Source organism: Saccharopolyspora cebuensis (assembly GCF_039542665.1).
GTDB lineage: Bacteria > Actinomycetota > Actinomycetes > Mycobacteriales > Pseudonocardiaceae > Saccharopolyspora > Saccharopolyspora cebuensis.
In genome coordinates, this window is sequence record NZ_BAABII010000016.1 from 102,260 (window position 1) to 126,512 (window position 24,253).

At 73.1% G+C, this 24,253-nt stretch carries 29 protein-coding genes; 19 read left to right on the top strand and 10 right to left on the bottom strand.

The genetic code is table 11. The features are described from left to right. Positions 1 to 424: 424 nt before the first annotated feature. From ABD976_RS20630 to ABD976_RS20645, 4 genes are all read left to right on the top strand, one after another. Positions 425 to 1,750, top strand: coding sequence for an MFS transporter (locus tag ABD976_RS20630; protein ID WP_345365670.1), 1,326 nt, complete (start codon positions 425 to 427; stop codon positions 1,748 to 1,750). A gap of 413 nt (positions 1,751 to 2,163) precedes the next feature. Then, positions 2,164 to 3,486, top strand: a complete 1,323-nt coding sequence (locus tag ABD976_RS20635) for an MFS transporter (protein WP_345365672.1) — start codon at positions 2,164 to 2,166, stop codon at positions 3,484 to 3,486. After that, complete coding sequence (locus ABD976_RS20640) at positions 3,483 to 4,436, top strand: ribonucleotide-diphosphate reductase subunit beta (protein WP_345365674.1); 954 nt, start codon at positions 3,483 to 3,485, stop codon at positions 4,434 to 4,436. Before ABD976_RS20635 ends, ABD976_RS20640 begins: the two co-directional genes overlap by 4 nt. A gap of 2 nt (positions 4,437 to 4,438) precedes the next feature. Continuing rightward, positions 4,439 to 4,903, top strand: a complete 465-nt coding sequence (locus ABD976_RS20645; RefSeq protein ID WP_345365676.1) for a hypothetical protein — start codon at positions 4,439 to 4,441, stop codon at positions 4,901 to 4,903. Between the two features lie 25 nt (positions 4,904 to 4,928). On the opposite strand, the gene ABD976_RS20650 is transcribed toward ABD976_RS20645, so the two are convergent. The 5 genes from ABD976_RS20650 to ABD976_RS20670 form a co-directional block, all read right to left on the bottom strand. Continuing rightward, the gene (locus ABD976_RS20650) at positions 4,929 to 5,357 is read right to left on the bottom strand and encodes an Imm1 family immunity protein (protein WP_345365678.1); all 429 of its coding nucleotides are present in this window, start codon (positions 5,355 to 5,357) and stop codon (positions 4,929 to 4,931) included. Beyond that, positions 5,354 to 5,752: an Imm1 family immunity protein gene (locus ABD976_RS20655; RefSeq protein WP_345365681.1), complete on the bottom strand. Its 399-nt coding sequence runs from the start codon at positions 5,750 to 5,752 to the stop codon at positions 5,354 to 5,356. The genes ABD976_RS20650 and ABD976_RS20655 overlap by 4 nt, the downstream gene beginning before the upstream one ends. Next, positions 5,749 to 6,519, bottom strand: a complete 771-nt coding sequence (locus tag ABD976_RS20660) for a DddA-like double-stranded DNA deaminase toxin (RefSeq protein WP_345365684.1) — start codon at positions 6,517 to 6,519, stop codon at positions 5,749 to 5,751. The genes ABD976_RS20655 and ABD976_RS20660 overlap by 4 nt, the downstream gene beginning before the upstream one ends. 142 nt (positions 6,520 to 6,661) lie before the next feature. Further along, a complete protein-coding gene (locus tag ABD976_RS20665) occupies positions 6,662 to 7,153 on the bottom strand; it encodes a hypothetical protein (RefSeq protein WP_345365687.1) in 492 nt (163 codons plus the stop codon). Between the two features lie 63 nt (positions 7,154 to 7,216). Continuing rightward, positions 7,217 to 7,402 carry a hypothetical protein gene (locus ABD976_RS20670; protein ID WP_345365690.1) on the bottom strand — a complete coding sequence of 62 codons (186 nt, stop codon included), beginning with the start codon at positions 7,400 to 7,402 and terminating at the stop codon, positions 7,217 to 7,219. 186 nt (positions 7,403 to 7,588) lie between these two features. On the opposite strand from ABD976_RS20670, the gene ABD976_RS20675 reads away from it, so the two are divergent. From ABD976_RS20675 to ABD976_RS20695, 5 genes are all read left to right on the top strand, one after another. Further along, positions 7,589 to 8,470, top strand: coding sequence for a helix-turn-helix domain-containing protein (locus ABD976_RS20675; RefSeq protein WP_345365693.1), 882 nt, complete (start codon positions 7,589 to 7,591; stop codon positions 8,468 to 8,470). Positions 8,471 to 8,493: 23 nt separating this feature from the next. Beyond that, entirely contained in the window at positions 8,494 to 8,703 is a 210-nt protein-coding gene (locus ABD976_RS20680; protein ID WP_345365695.1) for a DUF397 domain-containing protein, read from the top strand. Positions 8,704 to 8,845: 142 nt separating this feature from the next. Further along, on the top strand, positions 8,846 to 9,052 hold the full coding sequence (locus ABD976_RS20685; RefSeq protein WP_345365698.1) for a DUF397 domain-containing protein: 207 nt from the start codon (positions 8,846 to 8,848) through the stop codon (positions 9,050 to 9,052). 137 nt (positions 9,053 to 9,189) lie between these two features. Continuing rightward, positions 9,190 to 9,405: a DUF397 domain-containing protein gene (locus tag ABD976_RS20690; protein WP_345365700.1), complete on the top strand. Its 216-nt coding sequence runs from the start codon at positions 9,190 to 9,192 to the stop codon at positions 9,403 to 9,405. Positions 9,406 to 9,522: 117 nt separating this feature from the next. Next, positions 9,523 to 9,729, top strand: coding sequence for a DUF397 domain-containing protein (locus ABD976_RS20695; protein ID WP_345365702.1), 207 nt, complete (start codon positions 9,523 to 9,525; stop codon positions 9,727 to 9,729). 120 nt (positions 9,730 to 9,849) lie between these two features. On the opposite strand, the gene ABD976_RS20700 is transcribed toward ABD976_RS20695, so the two are convergent. Then, a complete protein-coding gene (locus ABD976_RS20700) occupies positions 9,850 to 10,650 on the bottom strand; it encodes an acyl-CoA thioesterase domain-containing protein (protein ID WP_345365704.1) in 801 nt (266 codons plus the stop codon). A 64-nt stretch (positions 10,651 to 10,714) separates the two neighbouring features. Next, the gene (locus tag ABD976_RS20705) at positions 10,715 to 11,203 is read right to left on the bottom strand and encodes a SixA phosphatase family protein (protein ID WP_345365706.1); all 489 of its coding nucleotides are present in this window, start codon (positions 11,201 to 11,203) and stop codon (positions 10,715 to 10,717) included. 186 nt (positions 11,204 to 11,389) lie between these two features. On the opposite strand from ABD976_RS20705, the gene ABD976_RS20710 reads away from it, so the two are divergent. Next, positions 11,390 to 13,051 carry an acyl-CoA dehydrogenase family protein gene (locus ABD976_RS20710; RefSeq protein ID WP_345365708.1) on the top strand — a complete coding sequence of 554 codons (1,662 nt, stop codon included), beginning with the start codon at positions 11,390 to 11,392 and terminating at the stop codon, positions 13,049 to 13,051. A gap of 7 nt (positions 13,052 to 13,058) precedes the next feature. On the opposite strand, the gene ABD976_RS20715 is transcribed toward ABD976_RS20710, so the two are convergent. Continuing rightward, the gene (locus tag ABD976_RS20715; RefSeq protein WP_345365710.1) at positions 13,059 to 13,658 is read right to left on the bottom strand and encodes a TetR/AcrR family transcriptional regulator; all 600 of its coding nucleotides are present in this window, start codon (positions 13,656 to 13,658) and stop codon (positions 13,059 to 13,061) included. A 103-nt stretch (positions 13,659 to 13,761) separates the two neighbouring features. Between ABD976_RS20715 and ABD976_RS20720 the strand changes: the two genes are divergently transcribed. Genes ABD976_RS20720 through ABD976_RS20760 form a run of 9 tightly spaced genes read left to right on the top strand, consistent with a single transcriptional unit; the run spans position 13,762 to position 22,494 of the window. Beyond that, on the top strand, positions 13,762 to 14,574 hold the full coding sequence (locus ABD976_RS20720; RefSeq protein WP_345365712.1) for an MlaE family ABC transporter permease: 813 nt from the start codon (positions 13,762 to 13,764) through the stop codon (positions 14,572 to 14,574). Then, positions 14,574 to 15,401: an MlaE family ABC transporter permease gene (locus tag ABD976_RS20725; protein ID WP_345365714.1), complete on the top strand. Its 828-nt coding sequence runs from the start codon at positions 14,574 to 14,576 to the stop codon at positions 15,399 to 15,401. Before ABD976_RS20720 ends, ABD976_RS20725 begins: the two co-directional genes overlap by 1 nt. A gap of 3 nt (positions 15,402 to 15,404) precedes the next feature. Then, positions 15,405 to 16,631, top strand: coding sequence for an MCE family protein (locus ABD976_RS20730; RefSeq protein ID WP_345365715.1), 1,227 nt, complete (start codon positions 15,405 to 15,407; stop codon positions 16,629 to 16,631). Further along, positions 16,628 to 17,620, top strand: coding sequence for an MCE family protein (locus ABD976_RS20735; RefSeq protein ID WP_345365716.1), 993 nt, complete (start codon positions 16,628 to 16,630; stop codon positions 17,618 to 17,620). Before ABD976_RS20730 ends, ABD976_RS20735 begins: the two co-directional genes overlap by 4 nt. Continuing rightward, on the top strand, positions 17,617 to 18,579 hold the full coding sequence (locus tag ABD976_RS20740) for an MCE family protein (protein ID WP_345365717.1): 963 nt from the start codon (positions 17,617 to 17,619) through the stop codon (positions 18,577 to 18,579). The genes ABD976_RS20735 and ABD976_RS20740 overlap by 4 nt, the downstream gene beginning before the upstream one ends. After that, a complete protein-coding gene (locus ABD976_RS20745) occupies positions 18,576 to 19,637 on the top strand; it encodes an MCE family protein (RefSeq protein WP_345365718.1) in 1,062 nt (353 codons plus the stop codon). Before ABD976_RS20740 ends, ABD976_RS20745 begins: the two co-directional genes overlap by 4 nt. Beyond that, on the top strand, positions 19,634 to 20,677 hold the full coding sequence (locus tag ABD976_RS20750) for an MCE family protein (protein ID WP_345365721.1): 1,044 nt from the start codon (positions 19,634 to 19,636) through the stop codon (positions 20,675 to 20,677). Before ABD976_RS20745 ends, ABD976_RS20750 begins: the two co-directional genes overlap by 4 nt. Next, positions 20,674 to 21,861: an MCE family protein gene (locus tag ABD976_RS20755; protein ID WP_345365723.1), complete on the top strand. Its 1,188-nt coding sequence runs from the start codon at positions 20,674 to 20,676 to the stop codon at positions 21,859 to 21,861. The genes ABD976_RS20750 and ABD976_RS20755 overlap by 4 nt, the downstream gene beginning before the upstream one ends. Positions 21,862 to 21,876: 15 nt before the next feature. Beyond that, positions 21,877 to 22,494, top strand: coding sequence for a hypothetical protein (locus ABD976_RS20760; protein WP_345365725.1), 618 nt, complete (start codon positions 21,877 to 21,879; stop codon positions 22,492 to 22,494). Here the strand turns inward: ABD976_RS20760 and ABD976_RS20765 are convergent. Together ABD976_RS20765 and ABD976_RS20770 are read right to left on the bottom strand one after the other, a co-directional pair. Beyond that, complete coding sequence (locus ABD976_RS20765) at positions 22,481 to 23,362, bottom strand: oxygenase MpaB family protein (RefSeq protein WP_345365727.1); 882 nt, start codon at positions 23,360 to 23,362, stop codon at positions 22,481 to 22,483. The two genes, ABD976_RS20760 and ABD976_RS20765, sit on opposite strands and share 14 nt — an antisense overlap. Before the next feature lie 23 nt (positions 23,363 to 23,385). Further along, positions 23,386 to 24,195 carry an oxygenase MpaB family protein gene (locus tag ABD976_RS20770; protein ID WP_345365729.1) on the bottom strand — a complete coding sequence of 270 codons (810 nt, stop codon included), beginning with the start codon at positions 24,193 to 24,195 and terminating at the stop codon, positions 23,386 to 23,388. Between the last annotated feature and the right edge of the window lie 58 nt (positions 24,196 to 24,253).

Consider the following 24,253-nt stretch of genomic DNA (forward strand, 5'->3'; position numbering starts at 1 on the left):
TCGGCGGCCTTCTCGCTGCGGGATCCGCTCCTGATGTACCCACTTCGTACACGGCGTCGCGGCTGTCCTCGCGAGAAGACCGCTGAGAACCCGCGGCGGTGCCGGTGGCGTGCTCGGTGGGAAGCGGCTTCGCCGTTTCGCCCTGCGCGGCGGTGCCGGTGGCGGGACGGCTGTGTGTCCACTGGGGACGATGTGGCGGAATGCACGTCGTGGCGGGGTAACCGCGCGCCCGCGTCCGGCGACGTAGTGGGTGGAGCCGGACGCGCGATCCGGGCTCCGCCGACGCGGACCGCGCCGGAGAACGGGTTCGCGCGAATCCCGGGCCGTGTCGCGCTGTGAGGCCGGGGTCCGCGCGCGGGACACCGGAGCTCCCGCGATCGCCGCCCGTGCGGTGCGGTCCCACAGCTGAACAAGGAGGATTCTGGTGGCTGCCGACCGACCGGGGAGTCGGGCTTGGTGGATCTGGGGCGCGGCGGTGGTCGCCTACCTCGCCGCGGTGTTTCACAGGGGCAGCTTGGGGGTCGCGGGCCCGACGGCGCTGGAGCGCTTCGACGTCGGGCCCGCCGCGCTGAGCGCGTTCACGGTGCTGCAGGTGGGGATCTACGCGGCGATGCAGATCCCCACCGGTCTGCTGGTGGACCGCTTCGGCTCCCGCAAGGTGATCACGGCGGCGGTGCTGCTGCTGGGCACCGGACAGGTGCTCTTCGCCGTCGCGGCGACCTACCCGATGGGATTGCTGGCGCGCGCGGTGCTGGGCACCGGCGACGCGCTGATGTGGGTGAGCATCCTGCGGCTGGTCGCGACGCACTTCTCGCCGCGCCGGTACGCGCTGGTCGCCACGATCTCCAGCGGCCTGGGGGCGCTGGGCGGCGTGGCGGCGACGTTCCCGCTGGCGGCGGCGTTGCGCAGCATGGGGTGGACCGCCACCTTCCTGCTGGTCGGGGCGCTGACCCTCGGCTACGCCGCGATCACCGGTGCGGTGGTGCGCGACCGCCCGATGAGCGCGCCGGTCGGGGAGCGGGGCGCGGCGGCGCTGCTGGGCCAGGTGACCGCGGCGTGGTCGGTGCCGGGCACCCGGCTGGCGTTCTGGGTGCACTTCGCGACCCTGTTCGCCTCGGGCGCGCTGACCCTGCTGTGGGGGTTCCCGTACCTCGTGGAGGGGCTGGGGGTGCCCGCCGCGACGGCGAGCGTGCTGCTCAGCGTGCTCATCGTCGGTCAGGTGGTGGGCGGCCCGGTGGTCGGCGCGCTGATCGGCAGCCGCCCGCAGTGCCGGATGTGGATCGTGGTCGGCTACCTCGCGACGAACGCGCTGAGCTGGTCGGTGCTGCTGGTCTGGCCGGGCGGGCGCCCGCCGCTGGGCGTGATCGGGGTGGCCTTCCTGGTCTTCGCGCTCGGCGGTCCGGTATCGGCGGTGGCCTTCGCGCTGGTGCGCGACTTCAACCCGGTGCACCAGGTCGGCACGGCGACCGGGGTGGCCAACGCGGGCGGGCACACCGCCACCGCGCTGGGCGTGCTGTCGGTCGGCGTGGTGCTGGAACTGGCCGCCGGGCTGCCCGCGGGGCAGGCGTACCGGGTGGCGATGCTGGTGCTGGTGGCGATGCTGCTGTTCGCCGCGCACCGCACGCTGGTGTGGTGGCGGCGGGCCCGCGCGGTCGTCTTCGACGCCGAGGCCCGCGGTGACGAGGTGCCGGTGGTGCTGCGCAGGCACCGGTGGGATCTCACCCCGCCCCGCGAACCCGCCCGGGTCTGAGGGTCTGCCGCACTCGCCCTGCGGGGCGGTGCGGGTGGCGGAACCTCAGCGGCCTTCTCGCTCCGGGAGCCCCTCCTGAGGTACCCACTCCGTACCCGGCGTCGGGGCTGTCCTCGCGAGAAGGCCGCTGAGAACCCGCGGCGGCGCCGGTTGCTCGGGTGGTGTGCAAGCGGCTTCGCCGCACGCCTAGCGGGGCGGAACCACCGGCCTGAGGCCGTCGTGGTTCCGCCCCGCCCGCCGCGCTGCTGGTGGCCACAGTGGACAGCGCGGCGCCCGCGTTCGGGTGCATCGCCGGGCCGGGGCTTGACAGCCGGTCGATGCGGTGGTGACTCTGGCTGGAGATCGTCCGTCCCGGGAGGAGGTCCGCAGGCGACGACCCGGCGCTACCGAGGATTCGCGGAAGGGCGGGAGCGATGGTGCTTCCCCACCGGCGTGAACTCGCCGAATACCCCACCGGCTCGCGACGGCTGCGCATCCTCGCGATGGCCGTGCTGGCGAGCCTGATCGGCTCCTACGAGGGCCAGATCGCCCCCGTCGTGCCGCTGCTGCTCGACGACCTCGACATGAGCCTGGTGACCTACGGTTCGGTGTCGGCGATCGCCCTGATCGCCGGGGCGGTCGCTGCGATGGCCGGGGGAAGGCTCACCGACATCGTGGGCCGGGTGCGGCTGCTGGTGCCGCTGCTGCTGGTCACCGCCCTGATGTGCTACGGCATGACGCTGGTGACCACCCCGGGGCAGCTGCTGTTCGCGCGGGCCGCGCTGTCGGTGGTCGACGGCATGGTGATGGCCGCGTCCGCCCCGCTGGTCCGGGACTTCTCGCCCCGCCTCGGCCGCGCCCAGGCGTTCGCGTTCTGGACCTGGGGGCCGGTGGGGGCGAACTTCCTCGCGGCGGCCATCGCCGGTGCCACGCTGCCGCTGTTCGACGGGCAGTGGCGCTCGCAGTTCATCATCATGGGCACCGTCTCGCTGATCGTCTCGCTGGTGATCGCCTGCAACATCGCCGACCTGTCCCCGCAGCTCCGGGCGCGGATCCAGCAGACCGAGCAGCGCGCGGTGGGCCAGGTCCGCGCCGACCGGCCGCCGCGGTCGCGGGACCTGTTCGGGCATCCGGTGATGTGGGCGCACGTCGTCGGCATCTCGGTGTGGCTGGTGCTGTACCTGACCCTGTCGCTGTTCGGCCAGACCATGCTGGCCGAGACCTTCGGGCTCAGCGCCGCCGCGGCGTCGTCGGTGATGAGCGGCTTCTGGGTGCTCAACCTGGGCACCTTGATCGCGGTGGGCCGGTTCTCCGACCGGTTGCAGCTGCGCAAACCGTTCATCGCGATCGGCACGGTGATCGCGGTGCTGATGACGGCCTACTTCGGCGTCCTGATGGCGCGGGACGACGTCGGCGTGGTGCACCTGCTGGTGGCCGGTGCGCTGCTCGGCGCCGGGATGGGCACCGCCTACGCGCCGTGGATGGCGAACTTCTCCGAGAACACCGAGGACCTCGACCCGCGCTTGCAGGGCACCGCGTGGGGCGTGTTCTCGCTGCTGACCCGCGTGGTGGCGGTGCTGGTGCTGTTCGCGCTGCCGCGCGTGGTGGCGGCGACCGACTGGTCGACCTGGATGCTGGTGGCGCTGCTGTGCCTGGTGGCGTTCCTGCCGATCACGCTGCTGTTCCGCGGGCCGTGGCGCCGGACGACGCCGCCCGACGCCGTCGCGGTCCCGGAACGGGAAGGGGAACCGAGATGACGACCTCGCCGGACGCGCTGGTGGAGGGCACCGATCTGGCCGGCATCGGTGCCGTCGACATCGACGACGTCCTCGACTACGTGCACCGCGACCTCAAGCGGCTGCCCGGCTACCTGGACCTCTACCGCCGCTACCTGCGCCAGCGCTGGGACGTCTACGAGCTGGACTTCGCCCGCGACCGCGAGGACTGGACCGAGCGGATGACCGAGCAGGAGCGGCAGGCGTTCGTGTCGATCTCCTCGGGCTTCCACCACGGCGAGCGGCAGGTGGAGGTGGAGCTGCCGGTGTTCATGCTCGGCGGCAGCGAGGAATCCCGGATCTACATGTCCAGCCAGATCGAGGACGAGGCGCGGCACACGCTGTTCTTCGACCGGTTCTACCGGGAGGTCGTGGGGCTGCCCGGCGAGTCGATCCAGGAGGTGCTGGACGCCTCGTTCCACCACGTCGCGGAGACCTTCGTGGGACCGTTCGGGCTGCTGGCCTACCAGGCCGACGAGCTGCGCGCCGATCCGGAGAACCCGGTGCTGCGGGTCCGCTACGGCACCACCTACTTCCTCTGGATCGAGGGGGTGCTGGCGCTGTCGGTCATGAAGATCACCCTGTCCTACTGCCGCGACCGGGGTTTCCTGCCCGCCTACTACGCGGGTTTCACCGCGACCTGCCGGGACGAGGCCCGGCACGTGCAGGGCGGGATGCGGTTCCTGCGCGACGCGGTGGACGAGGACCCGGCGCTGCTGCTGGAGATCCACGAGACGCTGCGGACCATCCTGGCGATCAACGGGGCCACCAGCAGGCGGGTGGCGCTGGAGGCGCTGGGCTGGACACCGGAGGAGGTCCGCGGGCTGATGATCCGGCAGCTCCGGATGAAGCTCAACGACGTGGGCATCGACCTGGCCCCGGACGTGGAGAAGATGGTCGCGCGGATCGAACCCGAACTCGCGGGAGGGTGAACGTGGTTGCTCGGCTGTTCAGCCCCGAGTGGGCGCGGCGGGCCAGGGAGGTCGCCGACGCCGGTGCCGACGAGTCGCTGCGGGCCACCAAGCTCGCCTCCTACTGGGAGTGGATCGACCGGGTGCGCGCCGAGCACACGGCGTCCTGGGCGCTGGGCTGGGACGAACCCGGCGCGTCCCGCTACCTCGTGCTGCGCTGGGAGGAAGGCCGCTGCGTCGCGGAGTCGGTGCGCGGTCCCGAACGACCCGAGGCCGACTACGTGCTCACCGCCGGACCGCAGGTGTGGGCGGACCTGCTCGCCGGTGAGGACACCGGTCGGCTCGTGATGTACCGCAGGCTGCGGCTGGTGCGCGGCGACGTGCTGCACTTCTTCCGCGCCGTGTACTTCGTGGTGGAGACCGTCGCCGCCATCGGCCGCATCCCGGCCAGCCTCCCGACCGACCCGGCCCCGACCACCCCCGGCTGAGCGCGGGCGGATCTCGGGCCGCCGGTCACCGCCCGGAGTCGGGCTCGTCGAGCAACGCCTGCAACGCCTCCGGCGTGATGGCCGGATCCACGAGGGGCATCGCGTCGTGGTAGCCGGTCCACGAGAGGCAGGTCGGCCGCTCCCCGGTCGCGGCGAACTCCTCCGCCGCATCGAGCACGGCCGCCGCGTCGACTTCCGCGCCAGGGGGAAACGGGATCTCCGACCACCCGTAGATCTCGACCCCCTCGTTGCGCCCACCGGTCGTCACCAGGCCATCGTCGAGCTGCCAGAGGCATACACCCCGGTCACCTCGGAAGCCGACGATGAGTTCGGAGCCGTTGTCGTGGACCAGGTGCACGACCACCCGTTCGTCCGCTTGCTGGGAGGCCAGCGCCGATCGCACGTCTGTCGCGTCGAGCGACGTCATGTCTTCGAGTTCGATCGACAACGTCACGTCAGCTCCTCCCACTCGACGCACGTCGGACGTTCACCGGTGCGGGCGTACTCGCGCACCGCGGTGAGCACAAGATCGATAGGCAGTTCGGTACGAGGCGGAAACGGGCTGTGGTCCCGGTTCCCCAGGAAGTAGTCCGCGTCTTCGTCGTTCGTTCCGTCGACCGGCCGGAACGCGGTCGTGCCGTGGTCCCACAGGAGCGCGCCGACCTCGCGGCGCAACCCGACTGTCAACACGGGGAAGTCGTCTCCATCGCTGACCACCCAACAGGGCGCGGTCCCCGGATTTCCTTCGATCTCGCCCCGCATGATCGCGACGAGGTCGATGCCCTCCGGAAGCGTGCGCAGATCGAACGCGGGAGTCGTGCCCGAAAACCCGTCGGCGTTGGTCGTCATGTCGCCTTCCCTCGGTAGGTCTGGGAGAACGGCTTCCCCTGTTCTGTCGTGCCTCGCACGGTCAGGGTAGAACCGTCGGGGAGGAACCGCTCTAGCGTTTGGTGACATCCAGGCGTCTGACCTGGTTGGGAACCACATGGGGCGTTGTTGATCGTGATCATTCCTTCTGCAATCCCCGTGTCTATCATCATCGCGGCAAGCTTCATTTCCGCATGCGCGTGCATGATTCGTGGGAGCGCGATACCGAGCCGCTTGAGCCGCGTCGAGACCGACGCGGACCATGCATCGTTCCCGGATCGCATCTCGCCGACTGGTCGGCCGTTGAGGGTCACTTGTCCTACGGTGCGTTGTCCGCTGCGCGGCTCGACTCGGGCAGGCAGGTTGACGACATCCGCCGCCGCGTCGGCCGGGTACTCGGAGCCGTCGACGCCGACGGCGTTCGGCGGGCGCCTCGGTGCTGGCCGGTCCGGTGGCTCGCTCGTGACCCTGCCTTCCTCCGGAGTCGGTCTGAGCGTGTCCCGGCGGTACCGCTCTACCTGCTCCCGGATTGCCTTCACCTGCGCCCGTGCTCTATCGAGCTGCTCGGCGGCCGCCCCCTGCGCACCGAGCGCGTCGAGCGCTTCCGGGTCGGTCGTGCCCGTGATCGCGGCGTGGAGAGCGTCCCGGCTCTCGGCACACGCGAGCGCCGCAGCCGTGATCGTTCCGGCCGTCTCGTCGAGCTTGCCGACGGCCGTCGCCAGCGTCCGGTCGACTTCCTCCACCGACATCGGTGCCCCCAGATCCTGTCGCCGTCACGGCTTCCTGATCATGCCGGGACGCACCGACAGCGCTGCATGTTCAGGAGCTCGCGGGGCACGAGCGGAGTAGTCGCGAGCACGAATTGGTGACCGGGGCGCGGACGGGTGTTGGTCACGTCCGCGCCCCGGTGATCGTGGCGCACCCGTCGCACAGCGGCCATCCCGGGGGAGGGGCCATCGGGCCCCAGCCGAGTTCGCCGCAGCGCGCGAGCACGACCGGGCGGCCGTAGAGGGTGGAACGGGGAGCGCCCGGTTCGACGGCGTGCGTCGCGCGGATCGACCAGGACGCCGCCCACTCCGCGCCGAGGGCGGGATCGGGTGCCGCGACCGGTTCGGGCGCTGCGGCCGGTTCGGGGACCGCGCGGGCGAACTCGTCCCGGCCGACCGGGGCGGCGTCGCTGCCGAGGGCGACGAGCAGCCAGCACCGGTCGCACGGCGCACCGGCGAAGCGCGGCACGAGCTCGGCGTTCTCCGGCGTGATCTTGGCGCCGCACGGCGCCCACCACGCCGCCGTGGAGGTGTCGTCGTCGGGGCGCCAGTAGGCGTGGACCTCCGGGGGACCGCCGCGTTCCGCACCGCGGCGGCGCGCCAGCACTACCCGCATATCGGCCGCCCCTGACGAGCGGTGGGACGGGACGTAGCGCCGAACACCCTCGCGAGCAGCGCGCTACCCACGGCGACCACCCCGCAGGAGGCGGCGGAGCTGAGCCCGCTTCCCGGCGGCGATGCCCCGGAGCAGCACCCACCAATCCGGGTCGCGGGGGATCGACAGGGTGGCGGTCAGGCTCAGCGCGAGCGCGACGACGAGCACCGTCGCGCACCACACCATGACGCCGGTAGCCGGGTCGGTCATGGGACCACATCCCTCGTGCGGTAGTCGTATGGTGATCGACTGAGCACCGTCCGTTGATCACCGTCGCGAAGGACCGTCCCACAAGACGCGTCTTGCGGACAACGCAATGCGGCCTGCGTCCGGTATGTTGACCCGTATGGATGATCTCGGGTGTGGTGTCATCCGCGTGGCAGACTTCCTCCGCCGGTGATCACTGCTGTGGAGGTCCGCAACATGACGAAACGACCAGGTCCGAGCGTTCGTCGTCGACAGCTCGGCGCGATGTTGCGTCAGCTCCGCCAGGACTCCGGCAAGACGACGCGCGACGTGGCCGAATGGCTCGACATCGGCGACTCCGCCGTGAGCAAGATCGAGAAGGCGCGAACCACGATCAAGGCGCAGACGATCAGGGCGCTGTGCCAGCTCTACGACACGGACGCGAGTACAACGGACACGCTGCTGCGTATCGCGAAGGAATCGAACGAACGCGGCTGGTGGGCGGCATACCGCGACACGCTTCCGGAGTGGGCGCGCCAGCTCGTTGGGCTTGAAGCTGACGCGCTCCACCTCTGGAATTACGAAGCCGAATTCATTCCAGGGCTGTTGCAGACGCCTGCGTATGTTCGTGCGCTGATGCGGGCCAATCGTCCAGATATGGCGGAGGGCGATATAGAGAGGCAGGTCACGCTACGTCGAGAGCGGCAAGAGCGCCTTGGCGGGAGTCAGCCGCCGTGTCTGCACTTCTTCCTGAACGAAGCTGTGATCAGGCGTCCCATCGGTGATTCCGCCGTGTTCCGCGAGCAACTCGCACATCTCGTCGAAGCATCGAAGCTTGATCACATCACGCTGCGGATCGTACCGTTCTCCGCCGGGCCGCATCCGGCAATGTCCGGCTCGTTCGTGATGATGCAATTTCCGGATGAGGATGCTCCCGCCTTCGCGTTTGTGGAGAACTTGCGGGGCGCGGTTTACCAGGAAGATCCCGGTGACATCGAGCGCTATACGGTCGTGGTCGACGCACTTGACCGGCTCTCGTTGAGTTCGGAGGACACACGCGAGATGCTGGTCAAGACGGTCGATGTTCAGTGAGGCGAACCAGCAGGAGGGGGCGCATGATGCCCGCGCAGAGCTACAACGGATGGCGGAAGGCCCGCCGGTCGAACGAGTACGGCGGCAACTGCGTCGAGGTTGGCTTCGCCGACGAAGGCCGCGCCGTCCGCGACACCAAGCAGGTAGGTGATCCGAGCCGCCCGGTCCTGGAGTTCAGCGGTGCCGCGTTCGCGGCGTTCCTGGGCGGGGTGAAGTCGGGCGAGTTCGGCTGAACAGCGGTCAAGGCTCAGGCAGGCGTCCCCGTCTCCGTCCGGAGGCGGGGACGCTTCGTCATGGTTGAGTCGCGCGAACTGGTGCGGGAGGCTCGGCTCAAGGTGGAAGCCCGGCGACGCGGGCGGAGGAGAGGGGTACGCGATGCCCGAACAGTCCTACAGCCGTTGGCGCAAGTCCAGCCGATCCGGCCAGACCGGCGGCAACTGCGTCGAAGTCGGCTTCGCCGGTGAGGGCCGCGCCGTCCGCGACACGAAGCAAGCGGCCGCCTCGGACCGCCCCGTGCTTGAGTTCAGCGTTGCTGCGTTCGCGGCGTTCCTGGGCCGGGTGAAGTCCGGCGAGCTTGGCTGAGCACGGTCGACCACCGCTAGCGCCCGTCTCTGTCCGGAGGTGGGGACGCTTCGTCATGGTTGAGCGGCGCGAACTGATGCGGGAGGCTCGGCTCTAGGTGAGAGCCCGGTGACGCGGGCGGAGGAGAGGGGTACGCGATGCCCGGACAGCACTACAGCGAGTGGCGCAAATCCAGCCGTTCTGGTTCCAACGGCGGTAACTGCGTCGAGGTTGGCTTCGCCGGTGAGGGCCGCGCCGTCCGCGACACGAAGCAAGCGGCCGCCTCGGACCGCCCCGTGCTTGAGTTCAGCGTTGCTGCGTTCGCGGCGTTCCTGGGCCGGGTGAAGTCCGGCGAGCGGCTGTACCAACGCTGACGTCCCGGTCTTCGTCCTGAGGCGGGACGCTTCGTCCTGGTTGAGTCGCGCGACCTGTTGCGGGAGGCTCGGCTAAGGCGAACGCTCGGCGAAGCAGGCGTACGAGAGGTGCACGTGATGCCTGAACAGTTCTACAGCCATTGGCGCAAGGCCACTCGATCCAACAACCAGGGCGGGAACTGCGTCGAGGTCGGCTTCGCCGTGACCGGCCGTGCCGTCCGCGACACCAAGCAGGTAGGTGACCCGAGCCGCCCGGTCCTTGAGTTCAGCGGTGCGGCGTTCGCGGCGTTCCTGGGCCGGGTGAAGTCGGGCGAGCTCGGCTGAGCACACCGCGGAACAGCGCCCCCGCTTCCGTCGTGGAGGTGGGGGCGCTCGTGTCTGCTCCCGGCCGTGCGGTGACGTCGCGAGTACTCCGCTCCGGAGTTCCGGGGAGGGACCGGGCCGTCACGGCGTCCGGTTGGCGACCGCGGTGACCGTGCAGTGGCCGAGGGGACCGCTGGTGTCGTGCACGGTGCAGTCGCCGACCGCCACGCCGTCCTCGCTGATGTGCCCGGCCGCCTCCAGGCCGATCGCCTCGCCCTGCGGCGACCGGCCGAGCACCAGCGTGTAGTCGGCGTTGATGAACTCCAGCCCGCGGTCGCCGAAGTGGGCCAGCGGGCTGGCGAAGTCGGCGGCCAGCGCGGCCCGGACGAACGGGGACGTCGGTTCGCCGTCGACCAGCGGGTGCCGCTCGCGGAGCCAGGCGCGGCGGACCCGCCCGTCGTCCCAGGTCGACGGGACGCCCGCGTCGTCGAGCAACCACGCGTCGAACGGCACCGGCCATTCCCCGTGGCGCCGCGGCGCCGGGCCCAGCTCGTCCGGGGTGGGGGCGTCCCACGCCGGGGTGGCCCGCACCGCGCCGGCGGGTTGTCCGGTGCGGCGCAGCAGGACCGCGCTGGCGCGGGCGACGGGCCTGCCCCCGGCGTAGGCGGTGGCGTCAGCGACCCGGATGCGCCTGCCGTCGCGGACCCGCTCGCTGTCCACCCGCACCGGCACCATCCCGGTGTTGCGGAACAGGTCCACGGTCAACCGGGTGAAGTGCAGCTCCGGGTCGCCGTGCGCGCGTTCCAGCTCGCGGGCCAGCAACCCGCCGAGCAGGCGGCCGTGCAGCATCTCCGGCGCCCACGGGCTGTTCGCGTGCGCGGCGGGCACCAAGTGCTCCGCCTCGGCGGTGAAGAACGCCACCGCGTCGTCGGTTCCGGCCATCGGTCCTCCTCCTGCGCCCGTCGCCTGGACGATAGGCCGTGGGACCGGGAAGATCCAGAGCCGGTCAGCCCCGCGGGGTCACCGTCGTCTCCGGGTCGGCCTGCTCCGGCCCGGCCTCGGCCCAGCCGTCGCGCATCAGCAGCACCGCGATCCCGGCGGTCCGGAGCTCGGTCGGTTCGCCGGTGAGCAGCCCGGCCAGGTCCTCCAGCCCGGGGTTGTGGCCGATGAGCAGCGCGGTCATCGCGGTGCTCGGCAGCGCGCGGACCACCTGGAGGAGCTGTTCGGGCGAGGCGGCGTAGATCCGCTCGTCGTAGTCCACCTGCGGTGCGGCCGGGATCTCCGGGTGTGCCAGCCGCCAGGTCTGCTGGGCGCGCACCGCCGTGGAGCAGCGCACCACCTCGATCGCCGGGTCGTGCTGCGCCAGCCAGCGGCCGGCCGCCGCGGCGTCGGTCCGGCCGCGGTCGGTCAGCGGCCGGTCGACGTCGGCCACGTCGCGCGGCCACGCGGCCTTCGCGTGGCGGAGGAGCACCAGCCTGCGCTGCGGATCGGTCATCGCGGGTCACCCCGGGTCGTGCGGACGGCGTCGTCGTCCCCCACCGTACGGCGTCCACCGCTGCCGGGCGCGTCCGGCCGATTGAGTCGGCGAAGCTCTCACCCCGGCCCCGATTCCGTATTGGACAGCTCGCGTCCCGCGGTGGAAGCGTGCGTTCCCGGAACGACGCGGGAAAGGGCTGCCACCATGAACTTCGCCGATCCGGACCCGGCGCTGCGACCGCTGCTGGCCCGCTACGCCGACGTGGCGCGGGTGGAACCGGTGCTGCGCGACGTCGGCGCGGTGGCCGCCGGGGAACTCGACGAGCTGGCCGCGGTGGCCGAGGCGAACCCGCCGGAGCTGCGGCAGTACGACCCGCGCGGCGAGCGCATCGACGAGGTGCGGTACCACCCCGCCTACGCCGAGATGTCCCGGCTGGCCTTCGAGCGCTTCGGGTTCGCCGCGATGTCGCACCGCAGCGGCGTGCACGGCTGGCCGACGCCGGTGCCGCACGTGGTGAAGTACGCCCTGTCCTACGTGTTCGTGCAGGCCGAGTTCGGGCTGTTCTGCCCGGTGTCGATGACCGACTCGGCGGCCCGGGTGTTGCGCCGCTTCGGCGGCGGCGAGTTCGGCGCCGAGATCGACGGGCTCACCGCCACCCGGTACCCGGACCTGCGCACCGGGGCGATGTTCATGACCGAGCAGCAGGGCGGCAGCGACGTCGGGCGCACCGCCACCGAGGCGGTGCGCCGGGACGGGCGCTGGGTGCTGCGCGGCCGGAAGTGGTTCGCCTCCAACGTCGACGCCGACGTCGTGCTCACCCTGGCGCGCGTCCCCGGCGGCGCGTCCGGAACGCGCGGTCTCGGCATGTTCCTGGTCCCGAAGCGGCGGCCGGGCGGTGGCCGCAACGGCATCCGCATCGACCGGCTCAAGGACAAGATGGGCAGCCGGTCGATGGCCAGCGGCGAGGTGACCCTGGAGGACGCCGTCGCGACGCCGGTCGGCGAGCTCTCCCGCGGGTTCCTCCAGATGGCCGAGATGGTCAACGTCTCCCGGCTGTCCAACGCGATGCGCGCCGTGGCGCTGATGCGGCGGGCGGTGCACGAATCCACCGCCCACACCCGGGAGCGGGTGGCCTTCGGCGCCCCGCTGTTCGACCAGCCGCTGATGCGCGCCACCCTGCTGCCGATGCTGCTGGTCGCCGAAGCCGGTCTGGGCCTGGTGCTGGAGGCCGCCGCGGAGCTCGACCGCGCCGACGCCGGGGACGAGCGGGCGCGGCGGCTGATCCGGGTGCTCACCCCGATCGCCAAGCACCACCTGTGCAAGGCGGCGCGCACGGTGACCGGCGAGGCGATGGAGGTGCGCGGCGGCAACGGCTACATCGAGGACTGGATCAACCCGAGGCTGGTGCGCGACGCCCACCTCGGCTCGATCTGGGAGGGTTCCAGCAACGTCATCGCGCTGGACGTGCTGCGCTGCGTGCGCAAGGACGCCGCGCACGAGCTGCTCGCCGACACCGCCCGGGACAAGCTCGCCGGACTCGCCGATCCGCACGTGGCCGCGGCCGCCGAGCGGCTGCTGCCCGCGGTGGCGCGGTTGCGCGCCGAGGGCGCGGCCCTGCTGTCCGGCGGCGAGGAGCACGCCCAGGCCGCTTGCGGCGGGTTCACCACCCGCGCGGCGACCACGCTGATGGCCGCGCTGCTGCTGGAGCAGGCCGACCACGAGGCCCGCACCGGGCTGGGCTACCGCAAGCTGCTGGTCGCCACCGCCTACCTCCGCCACCTCGACGGGGACCCGGCCCCGGAGGTGCTGCCGCTGCTGGAGGTCCTCGTCGACGGCGGGCCGGTCGCCGCCGAGGACCTCGTCTGATCGCGGACTACGGCGCCGGGGCCATCGCGGTGAGCGCGGTGAAGTGGTCGTCGAGCAACCGCTTGCCCCGGCGGGACGGCCCCTGCCGGGACGTGCGCGCGGTGCCGTAGACCAGCCCGATCCCGGCGATCAGGGTGCCGATCCGCTCGGCCTCGTAGCGCAGGTCCGTCGTCCCCGGGAGCTCGCCGTCGGCGACGGCCTGGGCGAGCAGCGCGCCGAGCGACCGGCGCCACTCGTCCCAGCCCGTCGTGAGCCCGGACGGGGCGTCGGCTTCCACCCAGAACGCCAGCCAGACCCGCCAGATCGCCATGCCCTCGGCGCCGGTGGGCAGCAGCGCGAGCGCGTGCCGGTGCGCGGCGGTGAGCCCGCGCAGCCGCCCGACCGCCTTCTCGGTGCGCGCGAGCGCCAGCGCGTTGTTGTGGCGCAGCACCGCGTCCAGCACGGCGCCCTTGTCCTCGAAGTAGTGGGTGACCGCGCCGGTGGTCACGCCCGCCTCCGCCGCGACCGCCCGCAGCGTGGTGGCGCGCAGACCGTGCGCGGCCACCAGCCGCCGAGCTGCTTCGACGAGGTCCTGGCGGCGCTGCTCGTCCCGGATCTGCTTCGGCATCGCACTCCCGCATTCGTGCCCGAATCCTTGTGCCCGTAACGAATGGTACGCAACACTCGTTATGGATCGGACAGCACCGGCCTCGACGATGAGGAGTGCGCGGATGAGCCGAGCGACGCCGACGCATCGCGGCCCGCTGGCCGATGCCCTGGCGCAGGTGGGCGCGCTGCTGGACTTCGCGGTGCGCACCGCACTGGCCGTGCCCCGCGCCCTGCGCACCGCGCGCGGCCCGTGGTGGCGGGAATTCCTCGGCCAGGCGTGGTTCCTCGTCGCGGTGACGACCGGTCCGGCGCTGCTGGTGACCGTCCCGCTCGGCGTCCTCGTCGCGCTCAACGTCGGTTCGCTGGCCGGGCAGCTCGGCGCCGAGGGCTACACCGGCGCGGTCGTCGCGTTCATCGTCGTCGGCCAGGCCGCCCCGCTGGTGTGCGCGCTGATGATCTCCGGCGTCGGCGGGTCGGCGATGTGCGCGGACCTCGGCGCCCGCACCCTCCGCGAGGAGGTCGCCGCGCTGGAGGTGATGGGGGTGCCGGTGGTGGAACGCCTGGTGGTGCCCCGGGTGCTGGCGGCGGTCCTGACCACCGTCCTGCTGGCGTGCCTGGTGATGCTGGTCGGCATCGGCACCACCTTCCTGTTCCAGACCGGCCTGCTCGGCGCCAGCCCGGGGACCTTCCTGGCCACCTTCGTGCAGTACTCGCGGGCGCCGGACTTCGCGGTCGCCCTGGTCAAGGCGGCGGCCTTCGCCGCGCTGGCGGCGCTGGCCTGCTGCTTCAAGGGGCTGCGGGTCGGCGGGGGTCCGGGCGGTGTGGCCACCGCGGTCAACGAGGCGGTGGTGCTGGCCTTCATCCTCGTCTTCGTCGCCAACACCGCGATCAGCGAGCTCTACGCCGTCCTGGTGCCCGCGAAGGGCGAGTTCTGATGGCGCGGCGCGGACGCGGCGCCGCCGCGGTGGACCGGGTGGCCGTGCTGGGGCTGCACGCCACCTTCTGCGTCAAGGCCGTCGCGGCGATCCCGGGCGTGGTGCTGCGGTACTGGCGCGAGGTCGGCAGGCTCATCGGCGAGATCAGCTTCGGCTCGGCGTCGCTGCTGGCCGGTGGCGGCACCGTCGGCGTGGTGTTCGCGATGTCGTTCGTGGCCAGCACCCAGGTGGGGCTGGAGGGCTACCGCGGGCTGGAACTGCTCGGGCTGTCCCCGATGACCGGCCTGATGGGCGCCCTGATCAACACCCGGGAGATCGCGCCGATCGTGGCCAGCATCGCCCTGGCCGCCAAGGTGGGCACCGGGTTCACCGCGCAGCTGGGGACCATGCGCGTCTCCGACGAGATCGACGCGCTGGAGACGATGGGCGTGCGGTCGCTGCCGTACCTGGTCAGCACCCGGATGGCGGCGGCCTTCGTCTCGGTCGTCCCGCTGTACCTGGTGGGCCTGTTCGCCTCCTACATCGCCACCGAGGTCGCGGTGGTGGTGCTCAACGGCGACTCCCAGGGCACCTACGACTACTACTTCCAACTGCTGCTCACGCCGCAGGACGTGCTGCTCTCGCTGCTCAAGGCGGTGATCTTCGCGATGATCGTGACGCTGGTGCACTGCGCGCACGGCTACTACGCCAGCGGTGGACCGGAGGGCGTCGGCAAGGCGGCGGGGGCGGCGCTGCGCACCAGCATCGTCGCCATCGCGCTCGCCGACGTGGTGCTGTCCCTGGTGTTCTGGGGCGTGCGGCCCGACCTGCCCGGTCTGGGGTTGTAGGCCGTGGCCGCCGAGCGGGTGATCGGGCGCAGGCGCACCGCGCTGGCCCTGCGGGGGATCGCGGCGGTGCTCGTGGTGCTGCTCGGCGGCGCGGGCGCGGTCGTGGTCGGCACGCTCGACACCGCGCCCGCGGTGACCGCGCGCCTGCCCGCCGACGCCGGTCCGGTGCGCGCCCGCTCCGCGGTGCAGCACCGCGGGGTCCGGGTCGGCGAGGTCGCGGAGGTGCGGGCGGGCCCCGGCGGCGCCGACCTGCTCCTGCGGATCGACCCCCGGCACCTCGACGACATCCCCGCCGGGGTCCGGGTGCGGCTGCTGCCGCGCACCCTGTTCGGCGACCAGTACCTCGACCTCGTCCCCGGGACGCCGACCGGCGGCACGCTCACCGCCGGAGCCCGGCTGGAGCCGGACACCTCGACGCCGACGATCCGGCTCTACGACCTCTACTCCCGGGCGCACCGGCTCCTCGTCGCGCTGGAACCCGCCGAACTCCAGGTGGCGCTCGCCGCGCTGGCCGAAGCGCTGGCGGGCCGGGGCGAACGGCTCGGCGAGGTCCTCGACCAGGCCGCGGCGTCCGCACCGGTGCTGGCCCGGTTGGGCGCGGACCTGGCGACCGTCGCCGAGCTGGGCGCGGACCTGGCCGAAGCGGCCCCCGACCTGCTCGCGGCGATGGAGGACGCGACCGTGCTCAGCGGACCGCTGGCCGGGCCCGGGGCGATCGACGAGCTGCTCTCCGCCGGGCTCGCGACGACCGGCGCGTCGCGGCGGTTCCTGGACGCCCACGCCGAGCAGGCCATCCGGCTGGTCCGCAGCACCGAACCGATCGTCGAGGTGCTCGCCGAGCACCCCACCGCCTTCAGCGACGCCCGGCGCGGGATGGACCGGTTCCTCGACGGTGCCAACCGCGCGTTCGCCACCGGCTTCTTCCGGATCCGCGCGGCGGTGACGCTGGACGACCCGCACCCCTACGACGCCGCGGACTGCCCGCGCTACCCGGGGCTGGACGGGCCGAACTGCGCCGAGCCGACGTCGACCGAGCCGGCGTCGATCGGTCCGGTGGGCGGACCCGCCGAGCGGGACGCGATGCGCCGCCTCGCGCCGCTGCTGCCGCCCCCGGCGCCGCCCCGGCCCGGGGAGTCACGGCCCGGGCCACCACCGCCGGAGCCGTCGCCGGACCTGCTGGGCGTGCTGCTGGCACCGCTGGTGCGGGGGACCGAGGTGGTGGTGCCGTGAGAGCGCGACTGGTCGGACTGGCCCTGTTCACCGCGATCTCGGTGCTCTCCGGGGTCGTGGTGGTCAACACGATCACCCGGCCGCCGGTGGGCGAGACCCGGACCTACCACGCCGTGTTCGCCGACGTGGGCGGTCTGCTGCCGGGCAGCGACGTGTCGGTCGCCGGCGCCCGCGTCGGCCAGGTCCGGGAGGTGGGGCTGGCGGCGGGCCGCGCGCGGGTCACCTTCGAGGTGGCGGCGGCGCAACCGGTCCCGCGCGGGGCCGTGCTCGCGGTCCGCTACACCGACCTGCTCGGCGGGCGCCACCTCGCGCTGACCCGGGGCACCGGTGGTCCACCGCTGCCGAGCGGTGCCGTCATCCCCGTCGAGCGCACCCGGCCGCCGGTCGACCTCACCGCCCTGCTCAACGGGTTCAAGCCGTTGTTCGACGCGATCGACCCGGTCGAGGTCAACCAGCTCGCCGAGCACGTGGTCGCCGTGTTCCAGGGCGAATCGGCCACCGTCGGCGACCTGCTCGCCAGGGTGGTGTCGCTGACCTCCGCGGTCGCCGAGCGGGACGCGGTGATCGGCGAGACCATCACCCACCTCACCCAGGTCCTGACCGAAGTGGACCAGCACCGCGAGGACCTGGAGGTGCTGGTGCGGGGGCTCGGCGAGCTGACCGCGTCGGCCGCCGAGGACCGCGAGCTGATCGCCGAGGCGCTCGACAGCGGTTCGGGCCTGGCCCGCTCGCTGGCCGAACTGGTCGACGACGTCGGACCCGGGCTGAGCCGGGACCTCGCCTCGGCCCGGGCGGTGACCTCGACGCTGGTGGACCACCAAGGGGAGCTGGAGGCCACCGCGCGGGAGCTGCCGGGGCTGCTGCACGCACTCAACCGCGCCACCGACTACGGCTCCTGGGCCAACGTCTACCTCTGCAACCTGGGCGTGCAGGTGGGCGGGATCCAGGTGGACCTCGGTGGCGGACCGCACTCGGAGGTGTGCCGATGACCGGTGGACGCGGCGCCCTGGGGGCGCTGGCGCTGATCGCGGTGCTGGTGGTGGCCGTGCTCGCACCGCAGCTCTCGTTCGCCTCGCGCACCCGCGCCTACGCCGCGGAGTTCGCCAACGCGGCCGGGCTCGCGGCGGGCGACCCGGTCACCGTGGCGGGCGTGCCCGCGGGGCGGGTCACCGACGTCGCGCTGGCCGACGACCGGGTGCGGGTGGAGTTCCGGCTGGACCGGGGGCAACCGCTGGGCGACCGGACGACCGCGGCGATCGAGCTGCGCACCGTCCTCGGCGCCCGCTACGTCGACGTCACCCCCGCCGGGCGCGACCGGCTGGAGACCATCCCGCTGGAGCGCACCACCGTCCCGTACCGGCTGGACCGGTTGCAGGCCGACGCGGCCGGGACCACCGAGGAACTGGACCTGGCGGCCGTCCGGCGGATGATCGGCACGCTCACCGAGGTCGCCCCGGAGGACCCCGCGCTGCTCGGGGACGCGCTCACCGGGATCGCCGAGGCCACCAGGGCGCTCGACGAGCGCGAGGGCCGGATCCGGGACCTGCTCAGCGGCACCCGGTCGCTGACCGGATCGCTGGTCGAGCAGCAGGACGTGCTGGTGCGGCTGCTCGGCGACGCGCGGTCCCTCGCCGAGGTGCTGGAGCAGCGGCGCGCGGTGATCCGGTCGCTGATCGCCGACGTGGCGCGGGTGACCGACGTGCTGGCCGGGCTGCTGCACACCGACCGCGCCGAGATCGACGCGCTGCTCGCCGAGCTGGACGTGCTGACCGACTCGCTGGCGCGCATCGACGGGTCGCTCGCCGAGGTGGTGCGCCGGTTGGGGCCCACCTCGCGCTACATCGCCAACGCCACCGGGAACGGGCCGTGGGGCGACGTGTCCGCGCCCGCCGGTCCGATCCCGGACAACCTGCTGTGCGTCGCGGGACTGCTGGAGGGATGCCGATGACGACCCGGATCGCGGCCGCGTGCTGCGTGCTGGTCCTGGTGGTGGCGGGCGGCTGGTACGTGCTGCGACCGGCGCAGGCCCTGCGGGTGTCGGCGGATTTCGCCTTCGCCGACGGCATCTTCCCCGGCAACCGGGTCGCGGTGCTGGGCGTGCCGATCGGCGTGGTGGAGTCGGTGCGACCGCGCGGTGCCGCGGTGCGGATCACCATGACCGTGCCGCCGGAGACCGAGCTGCCCGCCGACGCGCACGCCCACATCATGACCCCGGCGGTGATCAGCGACCGCTACGTGGAGCTCGGCCCGACCCACCGCGACGGCCCGCTGCTGCGCGACGGCGCGGTGATCCCCCTGGAACGGACGCACGCGCCGATCCGCTGGGACCGGTTCAGCGCCGCCATCGCGGAGCTCCTGCGCGCCTTCGAGCCCGCGGGCGGCGACGGGCTGGGCGCGCTGCTGGACACCACGGCGCGGGCGGTGGAGGGGCGCGGCCCCGACATCCGCGCCGCGATCTCCGGGCTCGCCCGCGCCACCGACCTGGTGGTGGCCGCCGACGACGACATCGGCGCGGTGCTCGACGACCTGGACCGGCTGGTCGGCGTCCTGGTGGACAACCAGCACGCCATCGACTCGCTCAGCGCCGCGGCCGCCGACGCCGGGGCGGAACTCGCCGACCAGCGCGACGAGCTGGGCGCCGCGCTGGAGGGCATGTCCCGATTGCTGGTCGAGGTCGACCGGCTGCTGGAGCGCCACGGCGGGCGGCTCTCCGGGGACCTCGACCAGCTCGCGGGGCTGAGCACGACCCTGGCCGAGCACCGGCGCTCGCTCACCGAGGCCGTCGACACCCTGCCGCTGGCGCTGGACAACCTGGGCCGCACCATCACGCCCGACGAGCGGATGCGGCTGCGGCTGAACATCTCCACCAACCTCAGCCAGTTCGACACCACCGCCCGCCTGTGCGAGCGATTCCCGGTGCCGCTGTGCTCGGGCCCCGGCCTGGTCAACCCGATCCCGTTCCCGCCGGAGCTGGACTCCCCGCTGCTCACCGGAGGTGGCCGATGACCGCGACCAGGGCGCTGCTCGCCGCGGCGGTGGCCGGTGCCGCCCTGACCACCGGCGGCTGCGGGCTCAGCCTGCACGCGCTGGACGTGGGCACCTCGCCGGGCGGGCCGACGAAGCGGATCACCGCCGTGTTCACCGATGCCGGGCGGCTCCCGGTCGGCGGCGTGGTGCGCCGGGGCCCGCAGGTGGTGGGCCGGGTCGCCGAGGTGCGGGCGCGGGACTTCCGCGCGGTGGTGCGACTGGAGGTGCGCGCCGACGTGCGGTTGCCCGCGGACACCACGGCGCGGCTGGAGCTCAGCTCCGCGCTCGGCGAGGAGCAGGTCGTGCTGGAAGCCCCGGCGGGCGCGTCCCGCCGGCCACCGCTGGCCGACGGGGCGGTGCTCGGCGTGGACCGCACCAGCCGCGGACCGGCGGTCGAGGACACCCTCGCGGCGCTCGGCACGATGCTCAACGGCGCGGGCATCGACCAGGCCCGCACCGTCGTCACCGAGCTCAACGACGCCCTCGCGGGCCGGGAGGGCCAGGTCCGCACCCTGCTGGGCGAACTGCGCTCGGTGCTGGTGACCCTGGACGACCAGCGCGGCCGGATCATTGCCGCCCTCGACTCGATCCACGCGGCCTCCGGCAGGCTCGCCGCGAGCCGCGCGGCGATCGGCGAGTCCGCCGAACGGCTCCGGCCGGTGGTCGAGGGACTGGTGGCCGAACGCGACCGGTTCGGCGCGCTGCTGGCCGGGACCGCCGAGCTCAGCGGCGCGGCCGACCGGCTCGTCGCGGCGTCGGCGGACTCGGTGGCGCGCCAGGTCGAAGCGCTGCGCCCGGTGCTGGCCGACCTGCGGACCTTCGAGGGCACCCTCGGCGAAACCCTCACCGGGCTCCAGGAGTTCGCCCGGCTGTTCCAGCAGGCCACCCCCGGCGACTACGTGCTGTTCAACGGCACCGTCGACGTGCCCGGCAGCATCGCGGAGCTGTTCGCCCCCGGCAGCCCGACGCCGGTGCCACCGGACAACCCGCTGGGCCGGGTGCTGGGCGGTGGCGCATGAGGAATCCGCTGGCGCTGCTCCAGGTCCTGCTGTTCGCGGCGGTCAGCCTCGGGTGCGTGCACTACGTCGCCACCACGGTGCTCGGACCGCACGACGCCCGCGACCCGCTGCGGGTCCAGGTCCGGATGCCCGACAGCGCCGGTCTCGCGGTGACCTCGCAGGTGACCTACCGGGGCGTCCAGGTCGGCGAGGTCGCCGACGTCCGGCTCGACGGCGAGGAGGTGGTGCTCGACCTGGTGCTGGACCCGCGGCAGCGCATCCCCGCCGACGCCCGCGCCGTGGTCAGCGCCGACACCCCGATGGCGGTGCGGCACCTCGACCTGCAACCCGCCGACGCCGACCCGCCGTTCCTGCGGGACGGCGGCGTGCTCCAGCGCACCGCCGTCCCGCCGCCGCTGCACGAGGTCCTCGCCGCCGCGGCCGAGCTCGGCGCCGGACTCGACGAGCAGGACCTGGACGTCGTCGCCACGGCGCTGGCCACCGGGTTCGCCGACGCGGGACCGGAACTCGCCCGCGTCCTGGACAACACTTCGGCGCTGGTGGCCGAGCTCCAGCGCAGGCGGCCGCAGCTGGAGCGGTTGGCCGACGGGACCCGGACCCTGGCCGGGCCGGACGGCGCGGGCGGCGACCGGCTGCGGGGGCTGGCGGCCGACCTGCGCGCGGTGACCGGGAGCCTCCGGGAGCACGAGCCGGCGCTCCGGCACCTCGCCCAAGCCGCACCCGGCACCGCCCGGCGGATCACCGGACTGCTCGCCGAGAACGAGCCCGCGCTGACCACCCTGCTCGGCAACCTCGTCACCACCGGCCAGATCGTCAGCATGCGCACCCCGGCGCTGGAGCACGCGATCACCGTCTTCCCGGAGACCCTCGGCGCCCTCGGCGGCATCGTGCACGGCGGCACCGCCGACTTCTACCTGGTCGGCGCCCAGGGGCCGGTGTGCTACTCGGGCACCGAACGGCGCTCGCCGACCGAAACCGGCCCCCGCGAGCCCCGGCTGGACTGGCACTGCCCGGGCGACCGGCCCGGGGTCGGCCAGCGCGGCGCCGCCAACGCGCCCCGACCGGCGACCACCACCTACGACCCGGTCACCGGCGAGACCGCGGCGGGCTTCCGGCTCGCCGGGGGAAGCCCGCTGCTCGGGCCGAACCCCTGGTACGCGATCCCCCTGCACGGCACCCAGTGAAGCGAGGAGGCCCCGATGGCACCAGTGCCGGACCAGGACGCGGTGGAGCCGCGCAGCGACGAACCCCAACACGACGAACCCCAGCACGAGGAAACCCAGCGCGAGGAAGCCGCGCCTGAGGGGGCGCTCGCCGGTCCGGGCCCCGCGAGGGGTCGCAGGCGGGTGCGCCCGAGGACGATCGCCGTCGCGGTGGTGCTGCTCGCGCTGCTCGGCGCGGTCGGCCTCCTCGGCTTCCAGGTGCGGCAGGCGCAGGTCGCCGAGGGGCAGCGCGGTGCCGTCCTGGGAGCCGCGCGGCGCTACGCCGTCGACCTGTCCTCGTACGACCACACCGCGCTGGAGCGCAACTTCCAGAAGGTGTCGGCCAACGCCAGCGGACGGTTCGCCGAGCAGTACGAGCGGATCAGCACCGCGCTCACCGAGCTGATCCGGCAGCAGCAGGCGAAGTCGGAGGGGTTCGTCCTCGAAGCCGGGCTGGTGGAGATGACCGGGGAACGGGCCGTGGTGGCGCTGTTCGTCGACCAGAAGATCACCAACCTGAACAGCCCCGAACCCCGCATCGACCGGACCCGGATGCGGATGACCTTGCAGCGGGAGGGGGACCGCTGGCTGGTCGACGACATCAGGCTGGTGTGACCGCGTGCTCCCGCCCGGAACGGCCGCGCCGCACCGCGCTCGGACCGAGCTCGTCGATCCGGTAGCCGTCGGGGTAGGAGGGCGGTTCGGGCCGCACCGGGCGCTGCGCGGACCGGGGCGGCCCCAACCGCACCAGCCCGGCGCGCAGCCGCAGCGCCGCCCGGGCCAGCGCCCGCGGCCGAGGCGCCGGGACCGGCAGCCCCAGCGCCTCCAGCAGGTGCGGGTCCATCAGCAGCCGCGGCACCCGCCGGGCCAGCGGTGCCAGCGGTCGCGGGTACCAGGAGGCGAGCAGGTCGAGGGTCGCGTCGGCGACCCGCCGCCCGCCGGGGTCGAACCCGAAGCGGTCGCGCTCGTAGTCGTCGAGCAGCCGCTCGAACTCCGCGTAGTCGGCGGGGACGTCGTGCAGGCCCATGCCGTCGCCGAGCCGGCGCATCGTGTTGGTCATCGCGCGCACCTCGCGCGGGTGCAGCTCCCGCCAGCCGAATTCGGCCAGCCAGCGCACCGGCACCACGACGAAGGTCGCCAAGGTGTAGAGGTAGTCGTCGTTGCTGATCCGGTAGGCGCCGTGGATGGTGTTGAGCTGCGCCAGCGCCGCCGCGCCGCGCTCGCTGCCCGCGCCGCCGTGGAAGATCTCGTAGAGCACCAGCACCGTGTCGTCGTACCGGCGCTGCGGGCAGCCGGTGAACTGCCCGGTGCGGTCGAGCAGCCGGCCGATGCTGGGCACCGCGTAGGTGCGGAACAGCGCCAGTTCGAGCGCCCTGGTGATGTCCCAGGGGAATTCGAGCTCGGCGAGCAGCCGGTAGATCGTCTCGCAGTCGTCGTCCGGGTCGAGGCTGAGGATGTGCTCCAGCCGGTCGAAGCGCTTCATCGTCGTCCTCCGCGGGTCCGGGGTCACGCGGCGGAGATCGGTTCCCGTCCCCGCGCGATCAGGCGGCGCATCTGCCGCAGGTAGTGTTCCTTGGGCGCCTCCCGCAGCGCGGGCGGCAGCTTCGGGTAGATCCGGGCGGCGACCGCGAACAGCGCGTCGTAGCGGCGCTGCCTGCGCCGGTCCCACGTCAGCCCGAACTCGGCGCGCAGCCGGGGCGGGAGCATGCCCGCGGTGAGGAACCGCAGCAGCGGCATCGAGAGCCGCACCCACCACGGCGCCACCGACGGGTGCAGCAGGTCGTGCGCGACCGCGCGGGCGTCGTCGGTGACCTCGGTGGTGGCCACCATGTCGTCCCAGTACGCGCGGAACGCGGCGCGATCGGCGGGCCACAGCTCGGGCGGCACCTGCAGCGCGGTCCCGAGCACCGCGTACTCCTGGTAGACGCGGTCCGCGGTCTCCTCGTCGAGGGGCCCGAAGAGGCGTTCGTGGAGCAGCGTCGCGGTGTCGTAGAGGGTCGCGGCGACCCAGAGCTGCAACTCGGGGTCGATCGCCCGGTAGCCCGGTCCCCGCACCTTGCCGTGCACCCGGTTGACCAGCCGGGTGACCGTGCGGACCTCCTCGTCGGTGCCGTAGGTCATGCAGTAGACGTAGGTCAGCGTGGTGCGCAGCCGGTCCACCGGCCGGTAGGCGAAGTCGCTGTGCTCGTGGACGCCCCGCCCGACCCCCGGTACGGCGATCTGGAGCAGGATCGCCCGCGCCCCGCCGGCCAGGATGGCTCCCTCGCGCACGACCCGGTGCATCGCGGCGCTCTCGGCACGCGGTCTGGAAGACATGGGACCACTGTAAATCCGGATTAACTTGCGGGGAAGGCGGTGGTGGCTGAGCAGCGTG